Below are 23,563 nucleotides of genomic sequence, written 5' to 3'. Positions count from 1 at the left end.
CTAAAGACTTTAGTCTAAAGCTAATTTTTAATACTTTTTATGGACGAAATTGTCCGTTTTCAAAAAAAATTATTAAACGAATTCGGGAGGTGGGAAAATTAAATTGAGATGAGGCTTTTGATATTTTTTAAAGGCATACTCGAGATGCTCTCTATTATTTGGAGTCACAAAACCTTCTAATTCAGTATCTAAATCGACAACAAACTTTTCAAATCCTTTATTACCTTCTTTTCCTTTCTCTTCCTCTTCTTCGGAAATATTATAAATAAAAGAGATATCAATTGAATCATCAATAGCCATTATAATAGTTGGCGCAGTAACAAGCGACAAAAATATAAATGAAAAGAAAATAGCTAATATAGTTTTGTTCATGGTTGATTTAGAAAAAAGCAAATATAAAGTATGATTATGAGAATTTTGTTAAATAAAATTTAAAAAGTCTTCAACATTTTAATGTCGTCATTCATTACCCAACCTATCTTGCCATCAGATAATTTGATTTTTTTCCAGTTACTAACCGTATCTAAGACTTGAACTTTTGTGCCTTCATGAAGCACAAAAGCTTCAGAACTCCTCAAATTTGGTTCACTCTTAATCTTTGTTTCCTGAGCAAATACAATTGCAGGTTGATCATTACTAACCAATTTGAACTTATGAAAAGCAAAACCTAAAGACACAAACGCTAAGAGTATTGAAAGATTACTAGTTACAAAAGCAAATCGTTTTTTTGAGGTTGAATAGGTAAAATAATACGCTATAAATAACACCACAAAAAGCAAAACGAATACAACAGAAGCCATAGCCCAAGCATCAAAGCTCAACATATTGGTTGCATTTTTAATCAATTTCGAAATACCAACTTCAGGCACTGAATCTATGGCATCAATAGTCATATTTCTTGCAAATGCAATATTGTTTTTAATGTCTTTGTCGTTTGGCTTTAGTAATAAAGCTTTCTCATAAAAATAAATACTAGGCGCTATATGATTTAGTTTGTAATGCGAATTGGCGATATTGAAATACAATTCTGCAGAATGTTCCCCTGAATCTAAAATAGCTTTATATTTTTCCAGAGCTTCGGTATAATTTGCATCATTGTATAAGGCATTTGCTTCCTCAAAAAGTTGATTATTTTGAGCAAATGTTAGTGTGCTTGCAAAAAACGCTAAAATGTAAATTAGTTGCTTCATTACGTTGATTACTATCTTAGTTCTTTATCAATTATGGAAATTGTTTTAGCTGCCTTATCATAATCTTGTTGCATTTCAACATTTGTAATTGGTGTATATCTAGCCAATTCACAATGCTCTAAAATTTTTATAAACTCTTGAATTGAATCCGTGTTGACTAGTCGTTCAGTTAAAAGGGTTTGTATTTTTTCTTTACTGAAATCGCTTGTTTCAATGTGTAATTTAGCTTTAAGATAATTATGTAAAGCCTTCTCTAATGCAATATAAAAAGCCTCTTTTTGTCCTAAAGATTTTTTAGCTTCACTTAAGTATCGTTTTGCTAATTTATCTGCTTTTCTTATTCTATTTCCAAATACATCTGCATTACGTTCCTCTTTTTTCTTGCGATATACCAAGGCTAACGGAATTGCTAAAAAAGGCAATAATAAAGAGGTCCAAAATGCCGTACTTTTAAAGAAATAATTTGCACTTACAGGTTTTAAATTAGCATCTGTTTTAACAAATGCAAATTGATCACTACGTAATACAACATCTTGTTTACCATTGTTTACTGAAGCAAGATTATTATCTGAATTTGTCGTGTTCACTGGACCTTCGAGTACATTTATTACAATCTCTCCTGAGGATACTGTTTTATAACTTTCAGTTTTGAGATCAAAATAAGAAAATGAAATACTCGGTACAGGATATTTACCTTTGTATTGTGGAATAATCGTATAACTATCTGAAATTGAACCATACATTCCATCTAGGTTTGTATTTACCTTCTCATTATGCTCTGGCTCATAAACTTCAAGTGAGTTTGGTAATTTTAATTTGGGTAATTCAAACAGTTTTAAATTTCCATTTCCTGTAACTTCCACAGTTGCTTGCAATGATTCAGAAGCATTCAATTCGGTTTTACTAGTGATGACATTAAATTTCAAATTACCTACAGCACCCGAGAAATTATCAGGTTTTCCTTGATCTGGTAAGGGCTTTACATTTATGGTTCTACTACCAGCCGAAACACGCTTATTAACTTGTGTCATTAGTCTTCCACCAAAAATATCTCTACGTTTGGTTGGCACCTCAACTGTCACATCTAAACTAAGAGGTTCTATTTCTAATTTTCCTGTTTTTTGAGGATATAAGACTGTTTTACGTAGCACTACATAGCGATAGTTTTCATCACCATTATATGATCCATTCTGAATCTTTAAACCTTTGATGTTGATATTCTGACTCCAAAAATCATTATACCTAGGATTGTCAATTTCTCTCCAATTACTTACGCCAGTGTTTTGGGACACATAAAGTTTATACACGACTGTAATCGCTTCATTGAGGTAAGGATTTGCCTTAGAAACTTCTGCAACCAAATGAATGTTTTCAGACGCTACATTTTCGGCATTATCAGGATCGTTTGGACGTTTAACAGCAGCAGTAACGTTTACGGTTACAACCTGCGTTTTATAGACTTCACCATCAATTTCAATTGTTGCTTGTGTAATTTTTATTGGTCCTCTTTTTTTGGGAGCTAGGAAATAGCTATATGTTTTTTTATAAGATCGTTTGCCATTTAACCACGATTGACTTACAGACGTATTTGGTCCTCCAACCACAGTAAAACCATTAAAATCTGGTGGTGTAAAATTATCACCATCCTTATTCATTTCAAAATCGATGCGCAAACGTTCATTAATCCCAAGCTTCGTCTTACTTACTTTTGCTTCAAATTCTATTTGAGCAGAGGCAATGCTTGTACTTAGTACAATTAATAATAACGATATGTGTTTTATTAGTTTCATTTGAAAAGTACTACCAATCTTTTTCTGTCTTTACTTTGACTCCTTTTTGCTTTTCGGCATTCATTTTTTCCTGAACTTTCTGTTCTTGATTATTCATAGCCTCTAATAAATTCTTTATTTGTTGAGGAGACAATTGCCCTTGTTTTGGTTGTGGCTGACCTTTTTGATCTTTATTTTCACCTTCTTTTCCATCTTTTTCATCTTTAGGTTTCCCTTGATCATCCTTTTGATCATCGCCATCCTTTTTATCCTGGTCACCTTCGTCTTTTTTATCTTGATCGTCTTCTTTGTCTTCGTTTTCTCCTTTATCTTTTTCGTCGTCATCTCCTTCCTTGTCTTGCTCTTTTTCCTGTTCATCATTTTCATCCTGCTGATCTTGTTGCTGCTCTGCACATGCTTTCGCAATGGCGAAATTGTAACGTGTTTCGTCATCAGTAGGATCGTTTCTCAATGCATTTTTAAAAGCTTCAACAGCTTCTTGGCACATTTTATTTTGCATTAGGATATTCCCAATATTGTGATATGCCTTATGTTTTTCTTCTTTCGATGTTGCTTTTTCAGCGGCTTGAGAATGACGAAATAAGGCCTCATCATATTGCCCTTTTTCATAATAAGAATTGCCTAAGTTATAAGTTCCAGCGATATTAGTTGGTAGCTCTGAAATGGCTTTTCTATATTCCATTTCTGCCGAAATATAGTCTTCAGAGCCAACGAGTTCATTCCCTTCATAAACATAATTATTCGCTTTTTGAAGTTGGAGTTCTTTCTCTTTGTCTTTGTCTTGGGCAAAAGTGATCGTAGGTATTAAAACCAAACAAATGACAAACAATTGTTTCAAGTTCTGACCAATTTTAAACTTAGAATTATATGTAAATATATTGACTTTCATGGTATGTAAACAGCAATATAAAAAACTGTGTGACGTGTTATAGTTAAAGATTTTATAAAATATTTTAATACTATATTAAAGGTTAAAAATTCTCGTTAAAAAGGTTCAATCGTTTCAACCATCCTGTTTTTCGTTCTAAAAAGAAAATATCTAGAAATAAAAAGAAGATGGCAAATGCTAAAAACCACTGAAACTGATCTTTAAAATCGGCGAATTCTTTGGCTTCAAATTCTGTTTTATCCATTTTGTTTAGGATATCTCTAATAGCATCAACCACTTCATTAGTATTACTCCCATTGATGTAGGACCCATTAGCTTCTTCGGCAATTCCTTTTAGAGTTTCCTCATTTAATTTAGTAATAACCGTTTCACCATTATTATCCTTTTTATAATTTAAAAGAATCCCGTTTCTTTTAATTGGAATTGGTCCACCTTTTACATCACCAACACCAATAGTGAAAATACGAATACCTTCATTACTCGCTTCTTCTGCAACACTAGCTGCTGCATCTGTATGATCTTCACCATCTGAAATAATGATGAGGACTCTATTGGTTTGTTCTTCATTATCAAAATAGGTTTTTGCCAATTCTATCGCTTCACTAATTGCCGTTCCTTGTGAAGACAACATATCTGTATTCATGTTTTGCAAAAACATTTTGGCTGATGCATAATCTGTAGTAATTGGTAACTGCGGAAACGCTTTTCCTGCATAAGCGATAATACCAACACGATCACTTGCTAAATTATTGATGATTTGCGTGACCAATTGTTTAGATTTTTCTAATCGGTTTGGCGCGATGTCTTCAGCTAACATACTTTTTGAAACATCAACCGCAAATACAATATCAACACCTTCTCGTTTAACTGTTTCTAGTTTAGTGCCAATTTTTGGATTCACTAAAGCAATTGATAAACAGGCAAAAGCTAAACACAACACAATGAGCTTTAAAACAGATTTAAATAAGGACTGATTCGGACTTAAACGTTTAAGAAGTGTTTTATTAGCAAAGCGTTTTTGAGCTTTATACTTCCAAATTTGAAGCACAATAAAAAGCACGATAATTACTGGAATTACCATTAAAACCCAAAACCATATTTTTTCTTCTAATTGAAACATAAATTAGTATTCAGTAATTAGTATTCAGTAAGCAGTTTGCCATGAATACAGTATAATTTTAAAATTCATTTTCGAATATTAAATAATGAATGTCTTTCCTCTTTTTTACTTTTTACTTTTTAAACAAAACTTCTAAAAATCGTATTTCTTAATAATAGTTCTAATAATAGAAGCAAACTAGCTAAAATCACTAGTGGTCTATATTTTTCTTCGTAATTATAGAATTTAAATTCTTCAACTTCGGTTTTTTCTAACTTATTGATTTCACCATAAATTTCCTCTAGCTTTTTATTATTGGTTGCCCTAAAGTATTTACCACCTGTGACTTCAGCTATTTCTTTTAATAATTCTTCATCTATTTCAACTTGCACTCTTCCATATTGAAATGATCCATTTGGTTTTATAGCAATTGGAGATAATGCCATTCCGTTAGTTCCTAAACCAATTGTATACGTTTTAATGCCATATTCAACGGCAAGTTCACTCGCAATTTTTGGATCAATAAAACCTGAATTATTCACACCATCTGTCAATAAAATGATGACTTTACTTTTTGCTTTGCTATCTTTTAATCTATTTACCGAAGTTGCTAAACCCATTCCAATTGCTGTTCCACCTTCAATAATGGTATTATATTTTATATCTCTTAATGAACGTAATACAATAGCTTTATCACTTGTAATTGGCGTTTTTGTGTAGCTTTCTCCAGCATACTCGACAAGTCCAATTCTATCATTTGGCCTGCCTTGAATAAACTGTGCGGCAACTTTTTTTAAGGCTTCTAATCGATTTGGTAGTAAATCTTTTGCCAACATACTTGCAGACACATCAATTGCCATAACAATATCAATACCTCTAGTTGTTTTCGTTTTTGAAGACACATCTACTGTTCTAGGCCTTGCCAGAGCTGTAATTAATAATCCTAAAGCCAAAAGTCTTAATACAAATAGGAATGGCTTCAAACTTGCTAACCACGATTTGGTGATTTGAAAACCTTTGATACTTGACATCTTAAGTTCTGCCGTTTGTTTTTTGATGGTCAACACATACCAAACAATTGCTAATGGCAATAGTAAAAGCAACCAGAACATTTCTTTATTTAAAAACTCTATCCCTTCTAACATTACTCCTCTGCTTTTTTAAGTTCTATTGAATCTAAAATTCGATCAATCATTTGATTAGCGTAATCATCATTTTTCCTCCATTGCAAGATAATTTGTTGTCTAACGTTTTCAGATTTAAACAATATAATAGCATAACTAGCTGGTTCAAGAACACCTTTGATATCTAGGTTCATTGTACCATAAGTTTTTAATCCTTCAGCTGCATTTGGTGTAATAAACTGTTCTCTTTTAACTGTTATATCTTTAGCGCCTTGAGACTCTAATCGTTCTATGAATTTTTCAGAAGTAGCTAATAACTCTTGAGCTTTGGCTTCATCTGTAGCTTGTTGTTTTTTCTCTTCTTCGGAATAATTAAACCCTGTTGTACTGACTTGAATATCGATTCCCGAATTAAGAGAAACATATCTAAATGTCGTATTTTTTATTTTGTCTTTAAACTCTTCAGGCAACTCTACTACTTCTCGTTTTAAAACCTTAGGTGTACTAATCGTAATTGGAGGCACGCCATATTCACTTCTTACCCAATCACCTTCTAAAAGCGCTATACTTTCGTGACCTGTAAGAGTATCTTTCACGTAAGAAAATCCATATTTCATACCAAATCCAACAAAAGTTGCAATAATTAACAACACCGAAATAAGAACAGTAATCCATATTTTTCTACGCTTCTTTTTGCGTTCTTGTTCTTGTTTATATTGCTCATTAAGCAGTTTTTCTTCTTCGGTTGGCTCTGGAAGCGCTTCTTTAACGTGATCTATTTCAATATCGATAGTATTTCTATCTAACTTGGCAAGTTCGACATCTGGAGCAGACTTGGCGAACTTTACTAAATCGGCACGCTTTAAAATAGTTTCGAGGTTTCGGATATCATCTTTACTTAATTCGATTTGATTAGCATCTTTTAAAAGATTCAGTCTAGAGATTAATTCATCGGTTGTACTTTCTAAAGCTTTATCATAAACTTTCTCGTCAAGATATTTTCTGATGATGAAGGTCAATTCTGAATAGTAATCTTTCAGTTCTGAATTCTCCAAATACGTGCTTTCATCTAATGTTTTCAGAGCCAATTTCGCTCTATCATAAGGTGGAAGCAATGCTATTTTAGCTTCTTCGGTTAAAGGTTTCTTCCTCCAAATAAACCAATACAATAAAAATGCAACCAATGCTACGGCCAAGAGAATCGCTAAAATAATTAACCAACGATTACTGCTTTTCTTTTGTACCTCTATAAAAGGTTTAATATCATAAAGTCCTTGTTTTGTGGTGTCGACGTCAATATTATTAACTTCAACACGTAACGAATCTGTGAAAAATGTTTTTGTGCCAATAATAATTTTTTGCCTTGGAATTGTATACGAACCCGAATCAAATTGTGTTAATCCGTACCTTTTAATTAGTTGATATTTGGCATCATTTTTTGTGGTGTCAACTTTATAGGATTCAATCATTTCTAGAGGAACAAATGTTTGACCTTCTGGAAATACGACCAAATCAGTAGTATCGGCTTCGACCTCAACCTTAAATGTGATTTGCTGACCGATTTTAATTTTAGTAGAATCTATAGAAGATTTGACCTGTGCTGATAAATAAAACGGCACAAATAAAAAGGCAATAGCAAATAACCAAAGCCTTGTAACTCTGTTATTATTTTCATTTATATGCGTTTTTATGCTCTTCACTTTTTAACTGTATTACCTTGTTTTAAAATAGCCTAATAACTTTTTTACATAACTTTGATCAACACGACAATCGATGGTTCCAGCGCCAGATTTTGTGAATGTCTCCTTATAGAAATTCACTTTGTCGTGGTAGAATGAACTATAATTAGTCCTAATTTTTTTAGAACTAGTATTTACTAAAATAAGCTCTCCACTTTCTTCATCTTGCATTTGAACCATTCCTAAATTTGGAATACGTTCTTCGTGTTTATCATAAATTCTAATGCCTGTTATATCATGTTTGCCTGCTGCAATTTTAAGCGTTTGTTTATAGTCGTCTGCAATAAAATCACTCAGCACAAAAACAATAGCTTTCTTTTTCATCACATTTGATAAAAATTTTAACGCTTCAGAAATATTTGTGAGTTTACTTTTAGGTTTAAATTCAATAAGCTCACGTATAATTCTTAATACATGAGAGCGTCCTTTCTTTGGGGGAATGTAAAGTTCTATTTGATCTGAAAATAAAATCAATCCAATTTTATCATTATTTTGAGTTGCAGAAAACGCTAGCGTAGCTGCTATTTCAGTAGCTATTTCATTTTTAAATTGTTCATCAGTACCAAACAACTTTGATCCTGAAATGTCAACCATAAGCATCATTGTAAGCTCGCGTTCTTCTTCAAAAACTTTTACATAAGGTTCATTATATCGTGCAGTAACATTCCAATCAATATTTCTTACATCATCACCAAACTGATATTGTCTTACTTCAGAAAAAGTCATACCACGACCTTTGAAAGTCGAGTGGTATTCGCCTCCAAAAATATGATCAGACAATCGCCTTGTCTTAATCTCAATTTTTCGTACTTTTTTTAGTAATTCCTTAGTATCCATTTACATTCGCTTTCGCTCATTTAGTATTAGGTAGTGAGTACAAAGTTGTTAGTACATACTAATTACTTTATACTTTGTACTGATGCGTAGCATTTACTATGGCACTTCGATTTCGTTTACAATCTTATTTATAATGTCTTCTGAAGTTATATTTTCAGCTTCGGCTTCATAGGTAATTCCAATTCTATGACGTAATACATCATGAACAATTGCGCGAACATCTTCTGGAATTACATAGCCACGTCGTCTAATAAACGCATAACATTTTGCGGCTGTTGCTAAATTTATACTACCACGAGGTGAAGCACCAAATGAAATTAGTGGCTTTAAATCTCCCAATTTATATTTTTCTGGATAACGCGTGGCAAAAATAATATCAAGAATATACTTTTCAATTTTCTCATCCATGTAGACTTCTCTAACTGCTTTTTGAGCATTTAGAATTTGCTGCACTGAGACTACTGGATTTACTTTATCCCACGAACCTTTAAGATTCGCTCTCATGATCAGTTGCTCCTCATCTTGTTTTGGATAATCAATTACTGTTTTCAGCATAAAACGATCCACTTGAGCTTCTGGTAACGGATAGGTTCCTTCTTGCTCAACTGGGTTTTGTGTTGCCATAACTAAAAAAGGCTTATCTAAAATAAAGGTTTCGTCACCAATAGTCACTTGTTTTTCTTGCATGGCTTCTAATAATGCCGATTGCACTTTTGCAGGTGCTCTGTTAATTTCATCTGCTAAAACAAAATTGGCAAAAATAGGGCCTTTCTTAATCGAGAAATCGTTAAGCTTCATATTATAAATAAGTGTCCCAACAACATCTGCAGGCAATAAATCTGGTGTAAATTGAATTCTACTAAAACTACCATCAACAGCTTGCGACAAGGTATTAATAGCTAAAGTTTTTGCCAGACCTGGAACACCTTCAAGTAAAATATGTCCTTGACCTAATAATCCAATTAATAATCGTTCGACCATATGCTTTTGACCAACAATCACTTTGTTCATTTCCATGACTAATAAATCAACAAAAGCACTTTCTTTTTCAATTTTCTCATTGATCGATTTAATATCGATTGTCCCTGTTTCTTCCATTATTTATATATTTTAAAACGAATAATTATATCTAACTTATTTAGTACCGCAAATTGTTAAAATTTTTCTTTGTTTCCTGTTAAGAATTGGTTAAAAAATAAAGAGCAGTACTATCAGCACTGCTCTTTTATAATATAAGATTTTTAATCGGTTTAAAACAGATTATATAGTCGCATTAATGTATTCATTTTTGGATCAAGTTTAACTTCATTTTGAGAAGAAAAACGAACAGATTCATCAATATTTAATTCTATTGTAAAATCATAGAGTTTATTTTCAACTAACTGTTTTTCAAGGATATTGACTGAAGCGTTATCGTATTCAGTCTCTATATTGATGAGATACTCCATACCGTTTTTCACTAAAGTATTATGATCTCCTAAAACTAATTTGATAGTATATACAAATTCAGAAGGCACTTGTTCAAAATCAACCAAAGTTAGTACTTGATTGTCTGTATAATCTGTTAAATCATGTATTCCAGTGTTAATTGCATTCAAACTTAACCAAGCATTTGGGTCAGTCTCGTCTTCTAAAACTCTTAATTGCACATCTAATATTTCAAGATTAAATTTACTTAATTGAGTTTGTGTGCCAACGAGCTTCACATTAACTAAGCTATTTTCCATTAGAGAAGACTCATCTTCTTTCGTACAACTAGTTAGCAATACTATGGCTAGTAAACTAATTAATACTACTTTCGAATGGTATAAAAAAGACATGATTTTGGTTGGTTAATAATTACAAAACAATAATACCTCATTACACAAGATTTGACTATTTTTATACATGAATTGCATAAAAATCTATATAAACTGAAAAAAAAGTGACATATTCTCGATTAATTGCAGGTACCATGACTTGGGGAAGTTGGGGAAAGCAGTATACAAAAAAAGACATGATTTCATTAATGCATCACTGTCTTGAACATTCCATTACAACATTTGATCACGCTGATATTTATGGTGGTTATACTACGGAAGCTGACTTTGGAAATGCTTTTACTGAAAGTGGTATAAAAAGAGAGAACATTCAACTCATTTCAAAATGTGGTATTCAATATACCAGTGACAATAGACCAAATACAGTAAAACACTACGATTATAGTAAAGAGTATATAATATGGTCTGCTGAAACGTCTTTAAAGCATTTAAAAACAGATTATTTAGATCTCTTTTTATTACATAGACCGAGTCCGTTAATGCATCCCGATGCCATTTCTGAAGCTATAACAATGTTAAAACAACAAGGGAAAATCAGAAATTTTGGGGTCTCAAACTTTACACCTTCACAAGTTGAATTGGTTTCAAATACTGAAGCTATTTCCGTGAATCAAATTGAATTTTCTTTAACCCAACATTCGGCATTGCATAATGGATCGTTAGATCAAATGGTATTAAAAAACATAATACCAATGGCTTGGTCGCCTTTAGGTAATGTTTTTAAAGAAGACACAGAACAAACAAGACGAATTCACAAACAACTAGGTCAACTCATGGACATTTATAATGCCACTGAAGATCAATTATTGTTAGCTTGGATTTTAAAACATCCTGCTAACATCCATCCTGTTATTGGTACCACTAGTAAAAACAGGATCACTGATGCAAAAAACGCTGTACGCATAGAATTAACACTAGAAGATTGGTTTAAAATACTAGTAGCTTCACAAGGTCATAAAGTGCCCTAATTATATATGATTAACAAACGCCTTTTAATTAAAAATTTATTGGCTCACAATGATGAGAACAGTTTTTATGATAAAAAACGAAAAATTGACATTACACATAAGGAAGGAAAAGCAAAGTTTTTAAAACACGTCTGTGCCCTTTCAAATAGTAATCCTAAAAACAACTCTTACATCGTTATTGGTGTTGAAGACGAAGACAATAAAATTGTTGGTGTTAACTTTTTTGATGATAGCAAAATTCAGAACCTCATCAATGCCTATTTATCACATCCTCCAATTGTTCAATACGAAAACATTCCATTTCCACACTTACCAGACAACAAAGTTGTAGGCTTAGTGACTATTCGGTCTATTGATAAAATCACATCACTTAGAAAGAACATTTGGAAATATTATGGTGGCTCTGTATTTTTTAGAGATGGAAGCATGAGCATGCCTAAGGTTTTTGATATAGAGATTAAAGATGTAAATTCAAAAATCGTTTCAGAAATTGAATCACATGCTCAAAACAACATTCAATATACACTTGATGGTGTTTTTGATTTCCTGAATAAAAGAAAAGATTTCAATCCGCAGTACAAAGTGTTTAAAGAATATTTTGTGTTGTGTTGGTCTGGTCAGAAAAAAACGGTTAAAAATAAAGTCTATTACTCTAGAGTAGATATTGAATTGATAAATGAACAAGTTCGTTTATTTTTTTCTACGCTAGACGAAGTAACGATAACGTTTAATGAAAACTCTTTCCAAATTGTTGAATATGTAAGTCTCGGACTCCAAAACTCGTTTAAATATTATGAATTAGAAGAAACCATTATTCGTTTTGAAGATAATGCACATTATAATATTGATACCAAACTCCTATTTGAACCGCCTCAATTTGATAAAAAGGTATTGCATCATATTTATAATTCTAATAATGCTTTAGTAGAAAAACTGCAAAAAGGACTTTCGTTAACCAAAAATGATATGTTAGATTTGAGGAATCTTCCTGCAACTTATCTTATTTGTTACCTCAATTTATTTCATGATGCAATTGATAAATTAAATGAGGCAAAACCCTATTTAAAAAAGCATAGCGAGGCAATTTATGATTCCTATCAGGAAGTAACACGAATTTTAAGGAAAGTTAAATACAGTTAATCGAAGAAATTTAGCACGAATTGTCATTCGACCATTTTTTTCTGCTAATTATAGAATTAATTGTAATTGAACTTAACTTTTCACGAGATTTGTCTTGCTATTAATCAATTACATATAACCTTATTTCAATGTCGACTTGTCGAATAAGAAATAAGGTTTTTGTTTTTTATACGATTGCTATTCTTCTGAAAATCTATTAGAATTTTATTTTTTTACCAAGTTGAAAAGAATAAATACCATTCATACAGATTTATTTACCACTCATAGTTTTTTTTGAAATACAGCTCTTATTTTCACCATATTTGTCTTGCTATTAATCAATTACAAAAACCTTGTTTCAATCGGGTAACCGATAAAGAAACGAGGTTTTTGTTTTAAGTGCATTAAATGAAATCTAATTTTGAAAAGCTGTTGTCTAATACAGCTTTATCTTCAACTGCCAGCCACTTACCCAATATGGTTGCATAAATAGATCTAAAATCTATCGTATATTTTATATCTCCATTTTCATCTAAGTTTGACAAACTTGCCATTTCGTTATAGAATCCTGGTGTTTTTAATTGATGTCCAATAATAAACACATTACTTGCTGCTCCATGATCTGTTCCATTTGCTGCATTTTGTTTGACACGTCTTCCAAATTCAGAAAAAGTTAAAATTAGCGTATCCTTAAATGTGCCTTGCTGTTTTAAATCTGAAACAAAAGCTTCAATGCCTTCTGCATACATTTTTAGCAATCGTGATTGCTTAATAGGTTGTCCAGCATGTGTGTCAAAACCACCTAATGACGAATAAAACACTTTAGTTTCAATTCCAGAATTAATGAGTCTTGAAGTGGTTTTTAACTGATTTGAAAATTCGTTATTTGGATACTCTTGCTTGTTATACCCTGTTTTATGCTTTTCAAAAATATACTTAGCAGAAGATTCTGCAGCAATCATCGTTTTATATAAATAACCTAAATTATGCTCGCTCAAATGTTCGTCTTGATAGTGCTCTAAAACATTTTTAAAATAAGGATCTTGAGACGTTCTAAAAAGTACTTGCGGATTTTTAGTCGCTATCCCATTTATGTTTTGTCCTTTTAAAGCTAACGACAAACTATCATCGATCTCAATAGCATTGTATGGTTTATCACCATATGTATCTAAATAACGACCAATCCAACCTGTCTGTAAGTATTGATCTGAATGACTTGCGGTTTGCCAAATATCTGTCGATCTGAAATGTGAACGATTCGGATTTGGATAGCCAACATTATTAATAATTGTGAGATGACCTTGATCGTATAATTTTTTTAAGGGTTGCAAATTGGGATGAAAACCAAGCTCATTTGTAACCTTAATTAAATTATTTTTTTGAATGCCAATTGATGGTCTGTTGCGATAATACACATCATTATTAAAAGGAATAATAGTATTTAAACCGTCATTTCCTCCTGCAAGTTGTATGATCACCAAACGCTTATATCCTAAACTAGAAGCTGACATGTTTTCGAATGCTTTTACAAAATTAGGCGCGAAAAATAAGCTACTTACTAATGAGGATTGCTTTAAGAAATGTCTTCTATCCATAATTAACACATTTGATATTCGGGTAATGACATCAGTTGAACACAAAAATTTCGTTTTGAGTTTTGACTTAAGGTCTTTACATAGGTTTCGGTTCCTTCACTTAATTTCGGAATAATAAGCTGCTGCTTTAAATCTTCAAAGGAAGATTTCTTGTATTTTCTTTCAAACGCATCCCAATCAATCTTTGCCGATACGAATCTGTTTTTAGTCTTTTTTGAATAATACTTTTCAAAGCTATCTTCAAATTCCCCTTTTTCTTTAATCGAAATTTTAGCATTTGCTAATATGATCGACGGCAGCTTCAATCGTAACATTATGGTATTACTATCAATCCAGCTTTTTCCTCCTTTCCATCCAGCAACATTTGGAGGATTTAATAACATCTGTCCTAATAGTTTCTGTATTTTAAGTACATCTTTAGTGCTTTCAAATTGCACTGGAACTGTTCTAGACATTCCTACTAAAAACTCAATTGGTGATTTTATTTTTGAACCAATATGTAATTCATCATAAAACCAATCTGACATAAATAAATGTCTCATTAGGTTTTCAATATTATAGTCTTTATAAAAAACGCTTGCTAATTCTTCAACTTTATCTTCGTCAATGATATCATTTACAAAGTAGCTATATACTTTTCTGCAGATAAAACGAGCACATTGTTTTTGTTCTAATATCATATCAATAATATCATCACCATCATAACGTCCTGTGTGCCCAAAAAATGTTTTAAAATCATAGTCATGTTGAAGCTTCCTTAGTATAAATTCACCTTCAAAACTATGACTATAACCTGTAAATGCTCTTGCACTCTCTTTAATATCTTCCTCAGTATACTGACCTTCTCCAAGCGTAAATAACTCCATTAATTCCCTAGCAAAATTCTCATTTGGTTTTTGTTTTCGATTTTGCTTATTGTTCAAATATTTTAGCATTGCTGCTTCTTTAGAAATGGCTTTTACAAAATCTCCAAAGTTACCTAAAGCATTATGTCTTAATGTATTATTATATTGCTGAACATGAAAAATATTATTATCTCGACACACAAAATGATTGGCCCAAAATAAAGTCATTTTTTCTCTTAAAAACTGATCGGTTATGACAAGTTGGTTGACCCAAATTGCATTTAATTCTTTTAATTTATCTGTGCTTTTATTTATGAACTCACGTCGTTTAATTTTGTCCTTCAAAATTGACATCCCAGAATACGGCTGTAAGTCTGACGTATCAATTTCTAAATAACTTGGATTTGAAGAATTTTGAAACAACTCATCTACCACTTGATATTTATCCATTGTAGATAAATTATTAAGCTGACTTGGTGTTGCTCCAAATCCTGCTCTCCAATACAAATGTTGAATATCTTGTTGTTTCATAGATATATGACTCGATAACTTATGTTAAGTTTAATTATAAGCTTTCAAAAATGATTCCAAAAATTTAGATACAAAAAAACCGTCTCAATAATTGAAACGGTTTTTATAAGTCTTTGTTTTAAAGTAATCGCTATAAATCGAATTTTATACCTTGTGCTAAAGGCAATTCATCAGAATAGTTAACTGTATTAGTTTGTCTTCTCATGTATATTTTCCAAGCATCAGATCCAGACTCACGTCCACCACCTGTTTCTTTCTCACCACCAAAAGCACCACCAATTTCAGCACCAGATGTTCCGATGTTTACATTAGCAATTCCACAATCTGAACCTGCATAAGACAAGAATTTTTCAGCTTCTTTCAGTTCGTTTGTCATTATTGCTGAAGATAATCCTTGAGCAACACCATTTTGTTTAGCAATAGCGTTTTCAACATCTCCAGAGTATTTCATTAGATATAAAATTGGAGCAAATGTTTCGTGTTGTACAATTTCAAAATGATTTTCAGCCTCGATGATTGCTGGTTTTACGTAGCATCCACTTTCGTAACCTTCACCTTCTAAAACACCACCATCAACTAATACGTTTCCACCTTCAGCTTTTGCTTTTTCAATTGCTGCTAAATAGGTGTTTACCGAATCATGATCAATTAATGGACCAATATGATTTTTTTCATCTAAAGGGTTTCCTATAGTTAATTGACCATAAGCACCAACAATAGCATCTCTTACTTTATCGTAAACAGATTCGTGTATAATCAATCGTCTTGTCGATGTACAACGTTGTCCGCATGTTCCAACAGCACCAAATACAGCACCAGGAACTACTACTTTTAAATCTGCAGTTGGTGTAATAATGATGGCATTGTTTCCACCTAATTCTAATAAAGACTTCCCAAAACGTTCAGCAACAGTTGCACCAACTATGCGTCCCATTCTTGTAGAACCCGTTGCAGAAACTAGAGGAATTCTAGTATCTGTTGTCATCATTTCGCCTACTTTATAATCGCCATTGATGATACAAGAAATACCTTCTGGTAAATTATTTTCTTTTAGGATATCTGCGATAATATTTTGACAAGCAATTGAGCATAAAGGTGCTTTTTCAGAACCTTTCCAAACACAAACATCACCACAAATCCAAGCCAAAGCTGTATTCCAAGCCCAAACTGCCACAGGGAAATTAAAAGCAGAGATAATTCCAACAACACCAATAGGATGCCATTGCTCTCTCATGACGTGTCCTGGACGTTCAGAAGGAATTGTTTGTCCGTTTAACTGTCTAGATAATCCAACAGCAAAATCACAGATATCAATCATTTCCTGAACTTCACCGTAACCTTCTTGTAAAGATTTACCCATTTCGTAAGACACTAACTTACCTAATGGTTCTTTTAAATCTCTTAATTTGTTTCCAAATTGACGTACAATTTCTCCACGTTGTGGCGCTGGTTTATCTCTCCAAGATAAAAATGCGCTAGTAGCAGCATCCATTACTTTTTCGTAATCTGCTCTTGTTGTCGTTTTTACTTTTCCAATTAATTGACCATCAACTGGAGAATACGATTCAATAATGTCTCCACTAGAAAAATTATTTGAACCTGTAGACGTCCCTTCATTTATATCTTTAACACCTAATTGCAGTAAAGCTTCTTTTATTCCGAAATCGGTAGCGATTGCTTCCATATATGATACTATTTTATGAATTATTAAATTTTGACGCGAAGTTACTAATAAAATGTCAGTTTTGCTTGATGTAATTTATTGAATAATGTAACTTTAAAGCACTTATAAAATCTTTATTGAAATGAAAAAAAACGAATTCTTTGAAACTAACAACGAATTCTATTTTAACAATAACACATAACATAATCGAAGCATATGAATGCATAGAATACTTTAGTTTTACTGTATTCAACTATCAAAATGGTGGTTTGAAATTTAAGTACAAATCATAAAAACAGATCTTAAACCATGAAAATAAATCAGCTTTCACTGCTTATAATATGTCTGATGCTTGTGTTTTCTTGCAAGAAAAAAGACAGCATTACTCAAGAAACAGACAATCTATTTAAATATAGAGATTATATAAGTTATACCACTTCTGGATTGCAATCTGTAACAGAACCAATCACTATTAATTTATCGAAAGATGTTGATAGTTGGGAAATAGGACAAGAAATTACTCATGATCTTATTAAAATTTCTCCACATACTGAAGGCACTCTCAAAACCTTAAACAAACATACCTTGGTATTTACACCAGATGAATATCTAGAATCTGCTACAGAATATACTGTCATGGTTAAGCTAGATAAAATCTACAAAAACATGCCTAAAAATTATGAGGATTATGTGTTTCAATTTAAAACCATCACACCAAGTTTTAGTCTAAATACAAAAGACTTACAGTCGTATTCTAAAAAGTGGCAATACTTAGAAGCGGTTATTAAATCTGCTGATATCATTTCAATTGAAGATGCCAAAACATTAGTAGAAGCTTCACAAAATGGTACACCTTTAAAGATTCATTTTAATGAGTTGATAGAAAACTCAAAGTATTTTGAATTTAGAATAGATAGTATTAATCGTATGGTAGATGATTCAGAAATCATTGTAAAATGGAATGGAAAATCGATAAAAGCAGAGAATAAAGGTGAAAACAAATTAGCAATTCCCGGAATAAATAACTTCACAATAATTAATGTTGAATCTGTAAAAAGTCCTGAGCAATATCTTTCCGTGAACTTTTCAGATCCATTAAAAAAACAGCAAAATTTTGATGGCTTGGTCACTATTCAAAATGTAAAAAACCCAAAATTTAGTGTTGATGGAAATGTCCTCAAAGTGTATCCCGAAGGTAAATTAGTAGGAGATATTCAAGTTGATATTTTTCAAGGCATTTCTAATACAGATGGTTATAAACTAAAACAAGCGTTTTCTGAAGTGATTTCTTTTGAAGAACTAAAACCAACGATTCGTTTAATTAGCAACGGAACCATTTTACCAAATTCGAACGATCTTAAATTCAATTTTGAAGCCGTTAATCTTAGTGCAGTAGATGTTAGAGTAATTAAAATATTTGAAGATAACATCCTACAGTTTCTTCAAGATAATCCCATGAACAGCAATAACCAAAACGAAATAAAACGTGTTGGTCGACGTATTGCTAAACAAACCATTCAGTTACAAACTGCGGCCGAGAATTCCGGAAAATGGAAAGCCTATAGTATTGATTTATCAAAATTCTTTAAGGCAGATGCTGGAGCCATTTACCGAGTTGAACTTAGTTATAATAGAAATTACTCCTTATATGATTGTGAAGCAAATTCTAATAGTGAGTCAAGTGAAGAGGATGAATATGATGATTATTATGAAGATGATTACTATTACGAAGGCGATTATGCAGATACTAACACAGAAGACGAAGATTTAAAAGAAGAAGAATATTGGGATAATCGCACATATAGATACCGAAACTACACCTATAATTGGAGACAACGTGAAAACCCTTGTCATGATACGTTTTATAATGAAAGTAAAATCGTGTCCCAAAATTTGATAGCATCTAACTTAGGTGTGATCGCAAAACAAAGTGCTAATAACACCTATTATTTTGCGGTAACAAATATTCTAAACACAAATCCTGAAACTGGAGCTTCTATTAAATTGTTCAACTTTCAGCAGCAAGAAATTGCTTCCACTTCTACAAACAGTGATGGTTTAGCAACGGTTGAAGCTAATAAATTTGCAAGTTTCGCTATAGTTTCAAAAGGCAGTAATACAAGTTACTTAAGGCTTACTGATGGCAATTCTTTATCCTTAAGTAAGTTTGATGTCTCTGGTAATAGGTTGCAACGCGGACTTAAAGGTTATATCTATGGCGAAAGAGGTGTTTGGCGACCTGGAGATTCGTTATTCTTAACGTTTGTGCTGAATGATAAAGCAAATGAACTTCCGCAAGGTCATCCTGTAAAATTGGAAGTGACTGATCCAAACGGAAAACTCATCTACAAAAATGTAACTTCAGACAACCTTAATAATTTTTATACATTTATTGTACCTACATCTTCTGAAGGTAAAACAGGTAATTACAATGCTAAAGTATCTGTTGGTGGCGCACAATTTTATAAGGCTTTAAAAGTTGAAACTGTAAAACCTAACCGACTAAAGATTAAAATTGATTTTGAGGAAGAAGTCCTTTCGGGAACAGATCCTCTAAACGGAACTCTCGATGTAAAATGGTTACATGGAGCTCCAGCAAAAAACATCAAAGCTGAAGTTAAAGCAAAATTTAGCACTTCATATACCAGTTTTAAAAATTATAAAGGTTACATTTTTAGAGATCCTACACGACAATTCAATTCGGAAGAACTTAATGTATTTGAAGCTAATCTCGATGAAGACGGAAAAGCTACAATTAATACCAAACTCGATATTGGTAAAAATGCTCCTGGCATGTTGAATGCTCAATTTTTAGTAAGAGCCTTTGAAAATGGAGGTGATTTCTCATTAGATGCTTTTACTAAAACATATTCACCATTCGAATCTTATGTAGGTTTACGATCTCCTGATGGCAACTATTATGGATCTTACTTTACAGATACTAATCAAACATTTGACCTAGCTGTAGTTGATAAAAATGGTAATCCTGTAAAACGTGATAATCTAGAAATTAAAGTCTATAAAATTGAATGGCGCTGGTGGTGGAATTCCTCTTACGATAACTTATCAAACTATGTGTCCAGTAGTTACCATAGGCCAATTCTTGAACAAAAAGCTTCAACTGGAGCAAATGGAAAAACTTCGTTTACTGTAAAAATTCCAGAAAATGATAGAGGACGTTACCTCATAAGGATTTATGATCCTGTAAGTGGTCATGCAACTGGACGAACCGCATATTTCTATAAAAATTGGTCAGGCTTCTCAGCTGGAAATGATAAGGAAGCTGCTAAAATGTTAGTATTTGCTTCAGATAAGGATAAATATAATGTTGGTGAAACTGCTACTGTTAAATTTCCGTCTGGTAGTGAAGGTCGCGCATTAGTCAGTATTGAAAATGGTTCAGAAGTTATTGAACACAAATGGGTGAAAACTAAAAAAGGTGAAACAACTGTTAACATTCCGATTACGTCTGAAATGGCTCCAAATGTGTTTCTCAATATTTCCCTTTTACAACCGCATGCCATAACAAGTAACGATTTACCAATTCGGTTGTATGGTGTTATTCCAATTTTAGTTGAAGATCCAAAAACAATTCTCGAACCAGAACTTAGGATGGCAAGTGTCTTACGACCTGAACAAGAGTTTGAAGTATTTATCACTGAAAAGAACAATAAATCAATGACCTATACTATCGCTATGGTCGAAGAAGGTTTATTAGACTTGACTCGATTTAAAACACCGAATGCATGGAATGAGTTTTATTCTCGTGAAGCGCTTGGTGTGAAAACTTGGGATATTTTTGATGATGTTATTGGTGCATATTCAGGAAGTATAGATCAAGTCTTTGCAATTGGTGGTGATGGCAGTGCTGCTAAAGGAAAAAACAAAAAAGCGAATCGTTTTAAGCCTGTCGTCACCTATTTAGGCCCATTTGAATTGGAAGCTGGTGGGCGAAAATCTCATATGATTAAACTCCCTAATTATATTGGTGCAGTGCGTACAATGGTTATTGCTGGAAATAATGAAACGGAAGCTTATGGAAGCACAGACAAATCTGTTGAGGTTAAAAAACCATTAATGGTATTAGCAACCTTACCTAGAAAATTAAGTCCTGGTGAGAAAGTTACACTTCCCGTTACCGTTTTTGCCATGGAATCTAAAGTTAAAAACGTCAATTTGAGTTTAAAATTAAGTGATGGAATTTCAGTGGTAGGCAATACATCACAACAATTATCATTTTCAAAACCTGATGAGAAAATGGCGTATTTCCAATTAGATGTTAGAAAAGCAAAAGGCATTAATACTGTGGAAGTGATTGCAACTGGAAATGGAGAAACATCGACTTATAAAGTAGAATTAGACGTCGTTAATCCAAATCCGATAACTTCAAAATTCGAAAATGCAGAACTAGAAGCAAACGCAACAGAAACATTAGAATTTTCAACATTCGGAGTTCCTGGATCTAATTTTGCAACGGTTGAGTTTTCAACGCTTCCACCAATGGATTTCTCTAAACGATTACAATACTTAATTAAGTATCCTCATGGTTGTGTAGAACAAACAACTTCTGGTGTATTTCCGCAGCTGTACTTGAATGATATTTTTGATTTAAAATATGAGAAAAAGCAAAAAATTCAATCTAATATTGAGAATGGCATTAAGCGTTTGGGTAATTTCCAAAGACCACATGGAGGATTGAGTTATTGGAGAGGAGAAAATAGTGCTAATGATTGGGGAACAAGTTACGCTGGACATTTTATGATTGAAGCTGAAAAGAAAGGGTTTGTGTTGCCTTTGACATTTAAGAGTAATTGGTTGCGATATCAAAAGCAAGCAGCTCGAGATTGGAGACCAAGTTATAGACGATATAATTCAGATTTAGCACAAGCCTACAGACTATATACCTTAGCTTTAGCTGGAAGTCCAGACCTTGCATCAATGAACAGATTACGTGAATTCGAGGAAATTTCGAATGAAGCAAAATGGCGATTAGCAGCTGCTTATGCTTTAGCTGGACAAAAAGAAGCAAGTGAACAATTATCAAGAATAGCTAATATTGACTTTCAGCCTAATGACAATAATTATTACTCTTATGGATCTGTAAATCGCAATAGAGCTATGGCACTAGAAACCATGATAATTACTAAAGATCCTAAAGTAATAGCACTGTCAAAAGAAATTGCTAAAGATTTGTCTACCGACCGTTGGATGAGTACACAAACCACCGCATACAGCCTTTTGGCAATGGCAAAATTGGTGGAAGCTAATGGTGGAAAAAACATGAAATTCACCTACAGCTTTAATGGTGAAACTCAAACTATTGATACTAAAAACTCTATCGCACAGCGAGAACTCACGGTAGTTGATGGTTCAAATACTTTAATTCTAGAAAATGCCGAAAGGAACTTAGTTTACATAAGAGTTTTAAATTCTGGTAAATTACCTTTAGGACAAGAATTAGCCGAACAACGTGGATTAAGTGTGTCTGTAATTTATACAGATTTAAAAGGCAATCGGGTTGATGCATCAAAGCTCCAACAAGGCCAAGATATAGTTGCTAGAATCAGTGTTAGTAACCAAGGTAAAAGAAATTTAAATGATATTGCGTTGACTCAAATTTTTCCTTCAGGTTGGGAAATTGTCAATACACGGTTTACCGATTTTGGAGATACGACAACAAGTACTGCAAGATATACAGATATTAGAGATGATCGAGTAAACTTTTATTTTGATTTAGGTAGGAAAGATAGTAGTCGCGAAACCAAAGTTTTTACGGTTATGTTGAATGCAGCTTACTTGGGACATTATTATTTACCAGGAACACAAGTTGAAGCTATGTATGACAATGACTTTTTTGTTAGAACTAAAGGACGTTGGATTACAGTTGAAAAGTAATATATGAAAAACAATATAGCATACTACGCAGTTATATTTACGTCTACACATTCTGAAAACACAGAAGGTTATGATGACATGGCAAATCAAATGGAAACGTTAGCAAAAGCTCAAAATGGTTTTTTAGCTATTGAAAGTGCACGAGATTCTATTGGAATTACAGTCAGTTATTGGGACAGTTTAGAAGCAATCAAAAACTGGAAACAACAAACTAATCATTTAGTAGCGCAACAAAAAGGAAGACAAGATTGGTACAATTGGTATAAAGTCAGAATTTGTAAGGTCGAACGCGAATATGAGTTCTTTAAAGATTAAGTTACCTTTTAAGCGTAAAATGGGCTTTAAATTCTTTTTGTTGTAATGTATTAGGTTCTATGTACTCAACTACAAACCAGTAGTCACTTGTTGGCATTGGACTTCCATTATAGGTACCATTCCAACCCTCACTAGTAGGACTTA

Annotated in this window: 18 protein-coding genes; 4 read left to right on the top strand and 14 right to left on the bottom strand. The window is 32.6% G+C overall.

The window, feature by feature from the left end; genetic code table 11:
* Positions 1–72 precede the first annotated feature (72 nt).
* From VOI25_RS10920 to VOI25_RS10875, 10 genes are all read right to left on the bottom strand, one after another.
* Positions 73–372 (bottom strand): hypothetical protein, encoded by a 300-nt coding sequence (locus VOI25_RS10920; RefSeq protein WP_323789111.1) that lies wholly within the window; start codon positions 370–372, stop codon positions 73–75.
* Between the two features lie 59 nt (positions 373–431).
* Positions 432–1,190 (bottom strand): SH3 domain-containing protein, encoded by a 759-nt coding sequence (locus VOI25_RS10915; RefSeq protein WP_323789110.1) that lies wholly within the window; start codon positions 1,188–1,190, stop codon positions 432–434.
* 11 nt (positions 1,191–1,201) lie between these two features.
* Positions 1,202–2,980, bottom strand: a complete 1,779-nt coding sequence (locus VOI25_RS10910) for a BatD family protein (protein WP_323789109.1) — start codon at positions 2,978–2,980, stop codon at positions 1,202–1,204.
* A 10-nt stretch (positions 2,981–2,990) separates the two neighbouring features.
* Positions 2,991–3,869, bottom strand: coding sequence for a tetratricopeptide repeat protein (locus VOI25_RS10905; protein WP_323789108.1), 879 nt, complete (start codon positions 3,867–3,869; stop codon positions 2,991–2,993).
* A gap of 82 nt (positions 3,870–3,951) precedes the next feature.
* Complete coding sequence (locus VOI25_RS10900) at positions 3,952–4,989, bottom strand: VWA domain-containing protein (RefSeq protein ID WP_323789107.1); 1,038 nt, start codon at positions 4,987–4,989, stop codon at positions 3,952–3,954.
* Positions 4,990–5,108: 119 nt separating this feature from the next.
* Complete coding sequence (locus tag VOI25_RS10895) at positions 5,109–6,113, bottom strand: VWA domain-containing protein (protein ID WP_323789106.1); 1,005 nt, start codon at positions 6,111–6,113, stop codon at positions 5,109–5,111.
* On the bottom strand, positions 6,113–7,726 hold the full coding sequence (locus VOI25_RS10890) for a hypothetical protein (protein WP_416376070.1): 1,614 nt from the start codon (positions 7,724–7,726) through the stop codon (positions 6,113–6,115). Before VOI25_RS10890 ends, VOI25_RS10895 begins: the two co-directional genes overlap by 1 nt.
* A gap of 78 nt (positions 7,727–7,804) precedes the next feature.
* Positions 7,805–8,668 (bottom strand): DUF58 domain-containing protein, encoded by an 864-nt coding sequence (locus VOI25_RS10885; protein WP_323789104.1) that lies wholly within the window; start codon positions 8,666–8,668, stop codon positions 7,805–7,807.
* Between the two features lie 96 nt (positions 8,669–8,764).
* On the bottom strand, positions 8,765–9,766 hold the full coding sequence (locus VOI25_RS10880; RefSeq protein ID WP_323789103.1) for a MoxR family ATPase: 1,002 nt from the start codon (positions 9,764–9,766) through the stop codon (positions 8,765–8,767).
* Positions 9,767–9,918: 152 nt separating this feature from the next.
* The gene (locus tag VOI25_RS10875; RefSeq protein ID WP_323789102.1) at positions 9,919–10,488 is read right to left on the bottom strand and encodes a DUF4382 domain-containing protein; all 570 of its coding nucleotides are present in this window, start codon (positions 10,486–10,488) and stop codon (positions 9,919–9,921) included.
* A 104-nt stretch (positions 10,489–10,592) separates the two neighbouring features.
* Here VOI25_RS10875 and VOI25_RS10870 point away from each other — a divergent pair, with 104 nt between their 5' ends.
* Both VOI25_RS10870 and VOI25_RS10865 read left to right on the top strand, forming a co-directional pair.
* Complete coding sequence (locus VOI25_RS10870; protein ID WP_323789101.1) at positions 10,593–11,456, top strand: aldo/keto reductase; 864 nt, start codon at positions 10,593–10,595, stop codon at positions 11,454–11,456.
* Positions 11,457–11,462: 6 nt separating this feature from the next.
* The gene (locus VOI25_RS10865; protein ID WP_323789100.1) at positions 11,463–12,596 is read left to right on the top strand and encodes an ATP-binding protein; all 1,134 of its coding nucleotides are present in this window, start codon (positions 11,463–11,465) and stop codon (positions 12,594–12,596) included.
* 383 nt (positions 12,597–12,979) lie between these two features.
* On the opposite strand, the gene VOI25_RS10860 is transcribed toward VOI25_RS10865, so the two are convergent.
* The 3 genes from VOI25_RS10860 to VOI25_RS10850 all read right to left on the bottom strand — a co-directional run bounded on the left by VOI25_RS10860 (position 12,980) and on the right by VOI25_RS10850 (position 17,230).
* Positions 12,980–14,170, bottom strand: coding sequence for a DUF1501 domain-containing protein (locus VOI25_RS10860; RefSeq protein WP_323789099.1), 1,191 nt, complete (start codon positions 14,168–14,170; stop codon positions 12,980–12,982).
* A gap of 2 nt (positions 14,171–14,172) precedes the next feature.
* The gene (locus VOI25_RS10855; RefSeq protein WP_323789098.1) at positions 14,173–15,546 is read right to left on the bottom strand and encodes a DUF1800 domain-containing protein; all 1,374 of its coding nucleotides are present in this window, start codon (positions 15,544–15,546) and stop codon (positions 14,173–14,175) included.
* A gap of 130 nt (positions 15,547–15,676) precedes the next feature.
* On the bottom strand, positions 15,677–17,230 hold the full coding sequence (locus VOI25_RS10850) for an aldehyde dehydrogenase family protein (RefSeq protein ID WP_323789097.1): 1,554 nt from the start codon (positions 17,228–17,230) through the stop codon (positions 15,677–15,679).
* A gap of 288 nt (positions 17,231–17,518) precedes the next feature.
* Between VOI25_RS10850 and VOI25_RS10845 the strand changes: the two genes are divergently transcribed.
* Together VOI25_RS10845 and VOI25_RS10840 are read left to right on the top strand one after the other, a co-directional pair.
* Entirely contained in the window at positions 17,519–23,104 is a 5,586-nt protein-coding gene (locus tag VOI25_RS10845) for an alpha-2-macroglobulin family protein (protein ID WP_323789096.1), read from the top strand.
* Positions 23,105–23,107: 3 nt separating this feature from the next.
* Positions 23,108–23,419 carry an antibiotic biosynthesis monooxygenase gene (locus VOI25_RS10840; RefSeq protein WP_323789095.1) on the top strand — a complete coding sequence of 104 codons (312 nt, stop codon included), beginning with the start codon at positions 23,108–23,110 and terminating at the stop codon, positions 23,417–23,419.
* A gap of 1 nt (position 23,420) precedes the next feature.
* Here the strand turns inward: VOI25_RS10840 and VOI25_RS10835 are convergent.
* Positions 23,421–23,563 (bottom strand): T9SS type B sorting domain-containing protein (locus VOI25_RS10835; protein WP_323788488.1); only part of this gene is annotated, 143 nt, incomplete at its 5' end.

This window comes from Psychroserpens sp., assembly GCF_034670085.1.
GTDB lineage: Bacteria > Bacteroidota > Bacteroidia > Flavobacteriales > Flavobacteriaceae > Psychroserpens.
Note: the sequence above shows the minus strand (reverse complement) of the source record. Positions and strands in the feature narration are given on the sequence as shown.

Coding starts and splice junctions, on each gene's coding strand:
- VOI25_RS10910 (WP_323789109.1), bottom strand. CDS start 2,980: ATGAAACTAATAAAACACATATCGTTATTATTAATTGTACTAAGTACA.
- VOI25_RS10840 (WP_323789095.1), top strand. CDS start 23,108: ATGAAAAACAATATAGCATACTACGCAGTTATATTTACGTCTACACAT.
- VOI25_RS10855 (WP_323789098.1), bottom strand. CDS start 15,546: ATGAAACAACAAGATATTCAACATTTGTATTGGAGAGCAGGATTTGGA.
- VOI25_RS10860 (WP_323789099.1), bottom strand. CDS start 14,170: ATGGATAGAAGACATTTCTTAAAGCAATCCTCATTAGTAAGTAGCTTA.
- VOI25_RS10865 (WP_323789100.1), top strand. CDS start 11,463: ATGATTAACAAACGCCTTTTAATTAAAAATTTATTGGCTCACAATGAT.
- VOI25_RS10915 (WP_323789110.1), bottom strand. CDS start 1,190: ATGAAGCAACTAATTTACATTTTAGCGTTTTTTGCAAGCACACTAACA.
- VOI25_RS10845 (WP_323789096.1), top strand. CDS start 17,519: ATGAAAATAAATCAGCTTTCACTGCTTATAATATGTCTGATGCTTGTG.
- VOI25_RS10850 (WP_323789097.1), bottom strand. CDS start 17,230: ATGGAAGCAATCGCTACCGATTTCGGAATAAAAGAAGCTTTACTGCAA.
- VOI25_RS10905 (WP_323789108.1), bottom strand. CDS start 3,869: ATGAAAGTCAATATATTTACATATAATTCTAAGTTTAAAATTGGTCAG.
- VOI25_RS10885 (WP_323789104.1), bottom strand. CDS start 8,668: ATGGATACTAAGGAATTACTAAAAAAAGTACGAAAAATTGAGATTAAG.
- VOI25_RS10880 (WP_323789103.1), bottom strand. CDS start 9,766: ATGGAAGAAACAGGGACAATCGATATTAAATCGATCAATGAGAAAATT.
- VOI25_RS10875 (WP_323789102.1), bottom strand. CDS start 10,488: ATGTCTTTTTTATACCATTCGAAAGTAGTATTAATTAGTTTACTAGCC.
- VOI25_RS10900 (WP_323789107.1), bottom strand. CDS start 4,989: ATGTTTCAATTAGAAGAAAAAATATGGTTTTGGGTTTTAATGGTAATT.
- VOI25_RS10895 (WP_323789106.1), bottom strand. CDS start 6,113: ATGTTAGAAGGGATAGAGTTTTTAAATAAAGAAATGTTCTGGTTGCTT.
- VOI25_RS10920 (WP_323789111.1), bottom strand. CDS start 372: ATGAACAAAACTATATTAGCTATTTTCTTTTCATTTATATTTTTGTCG.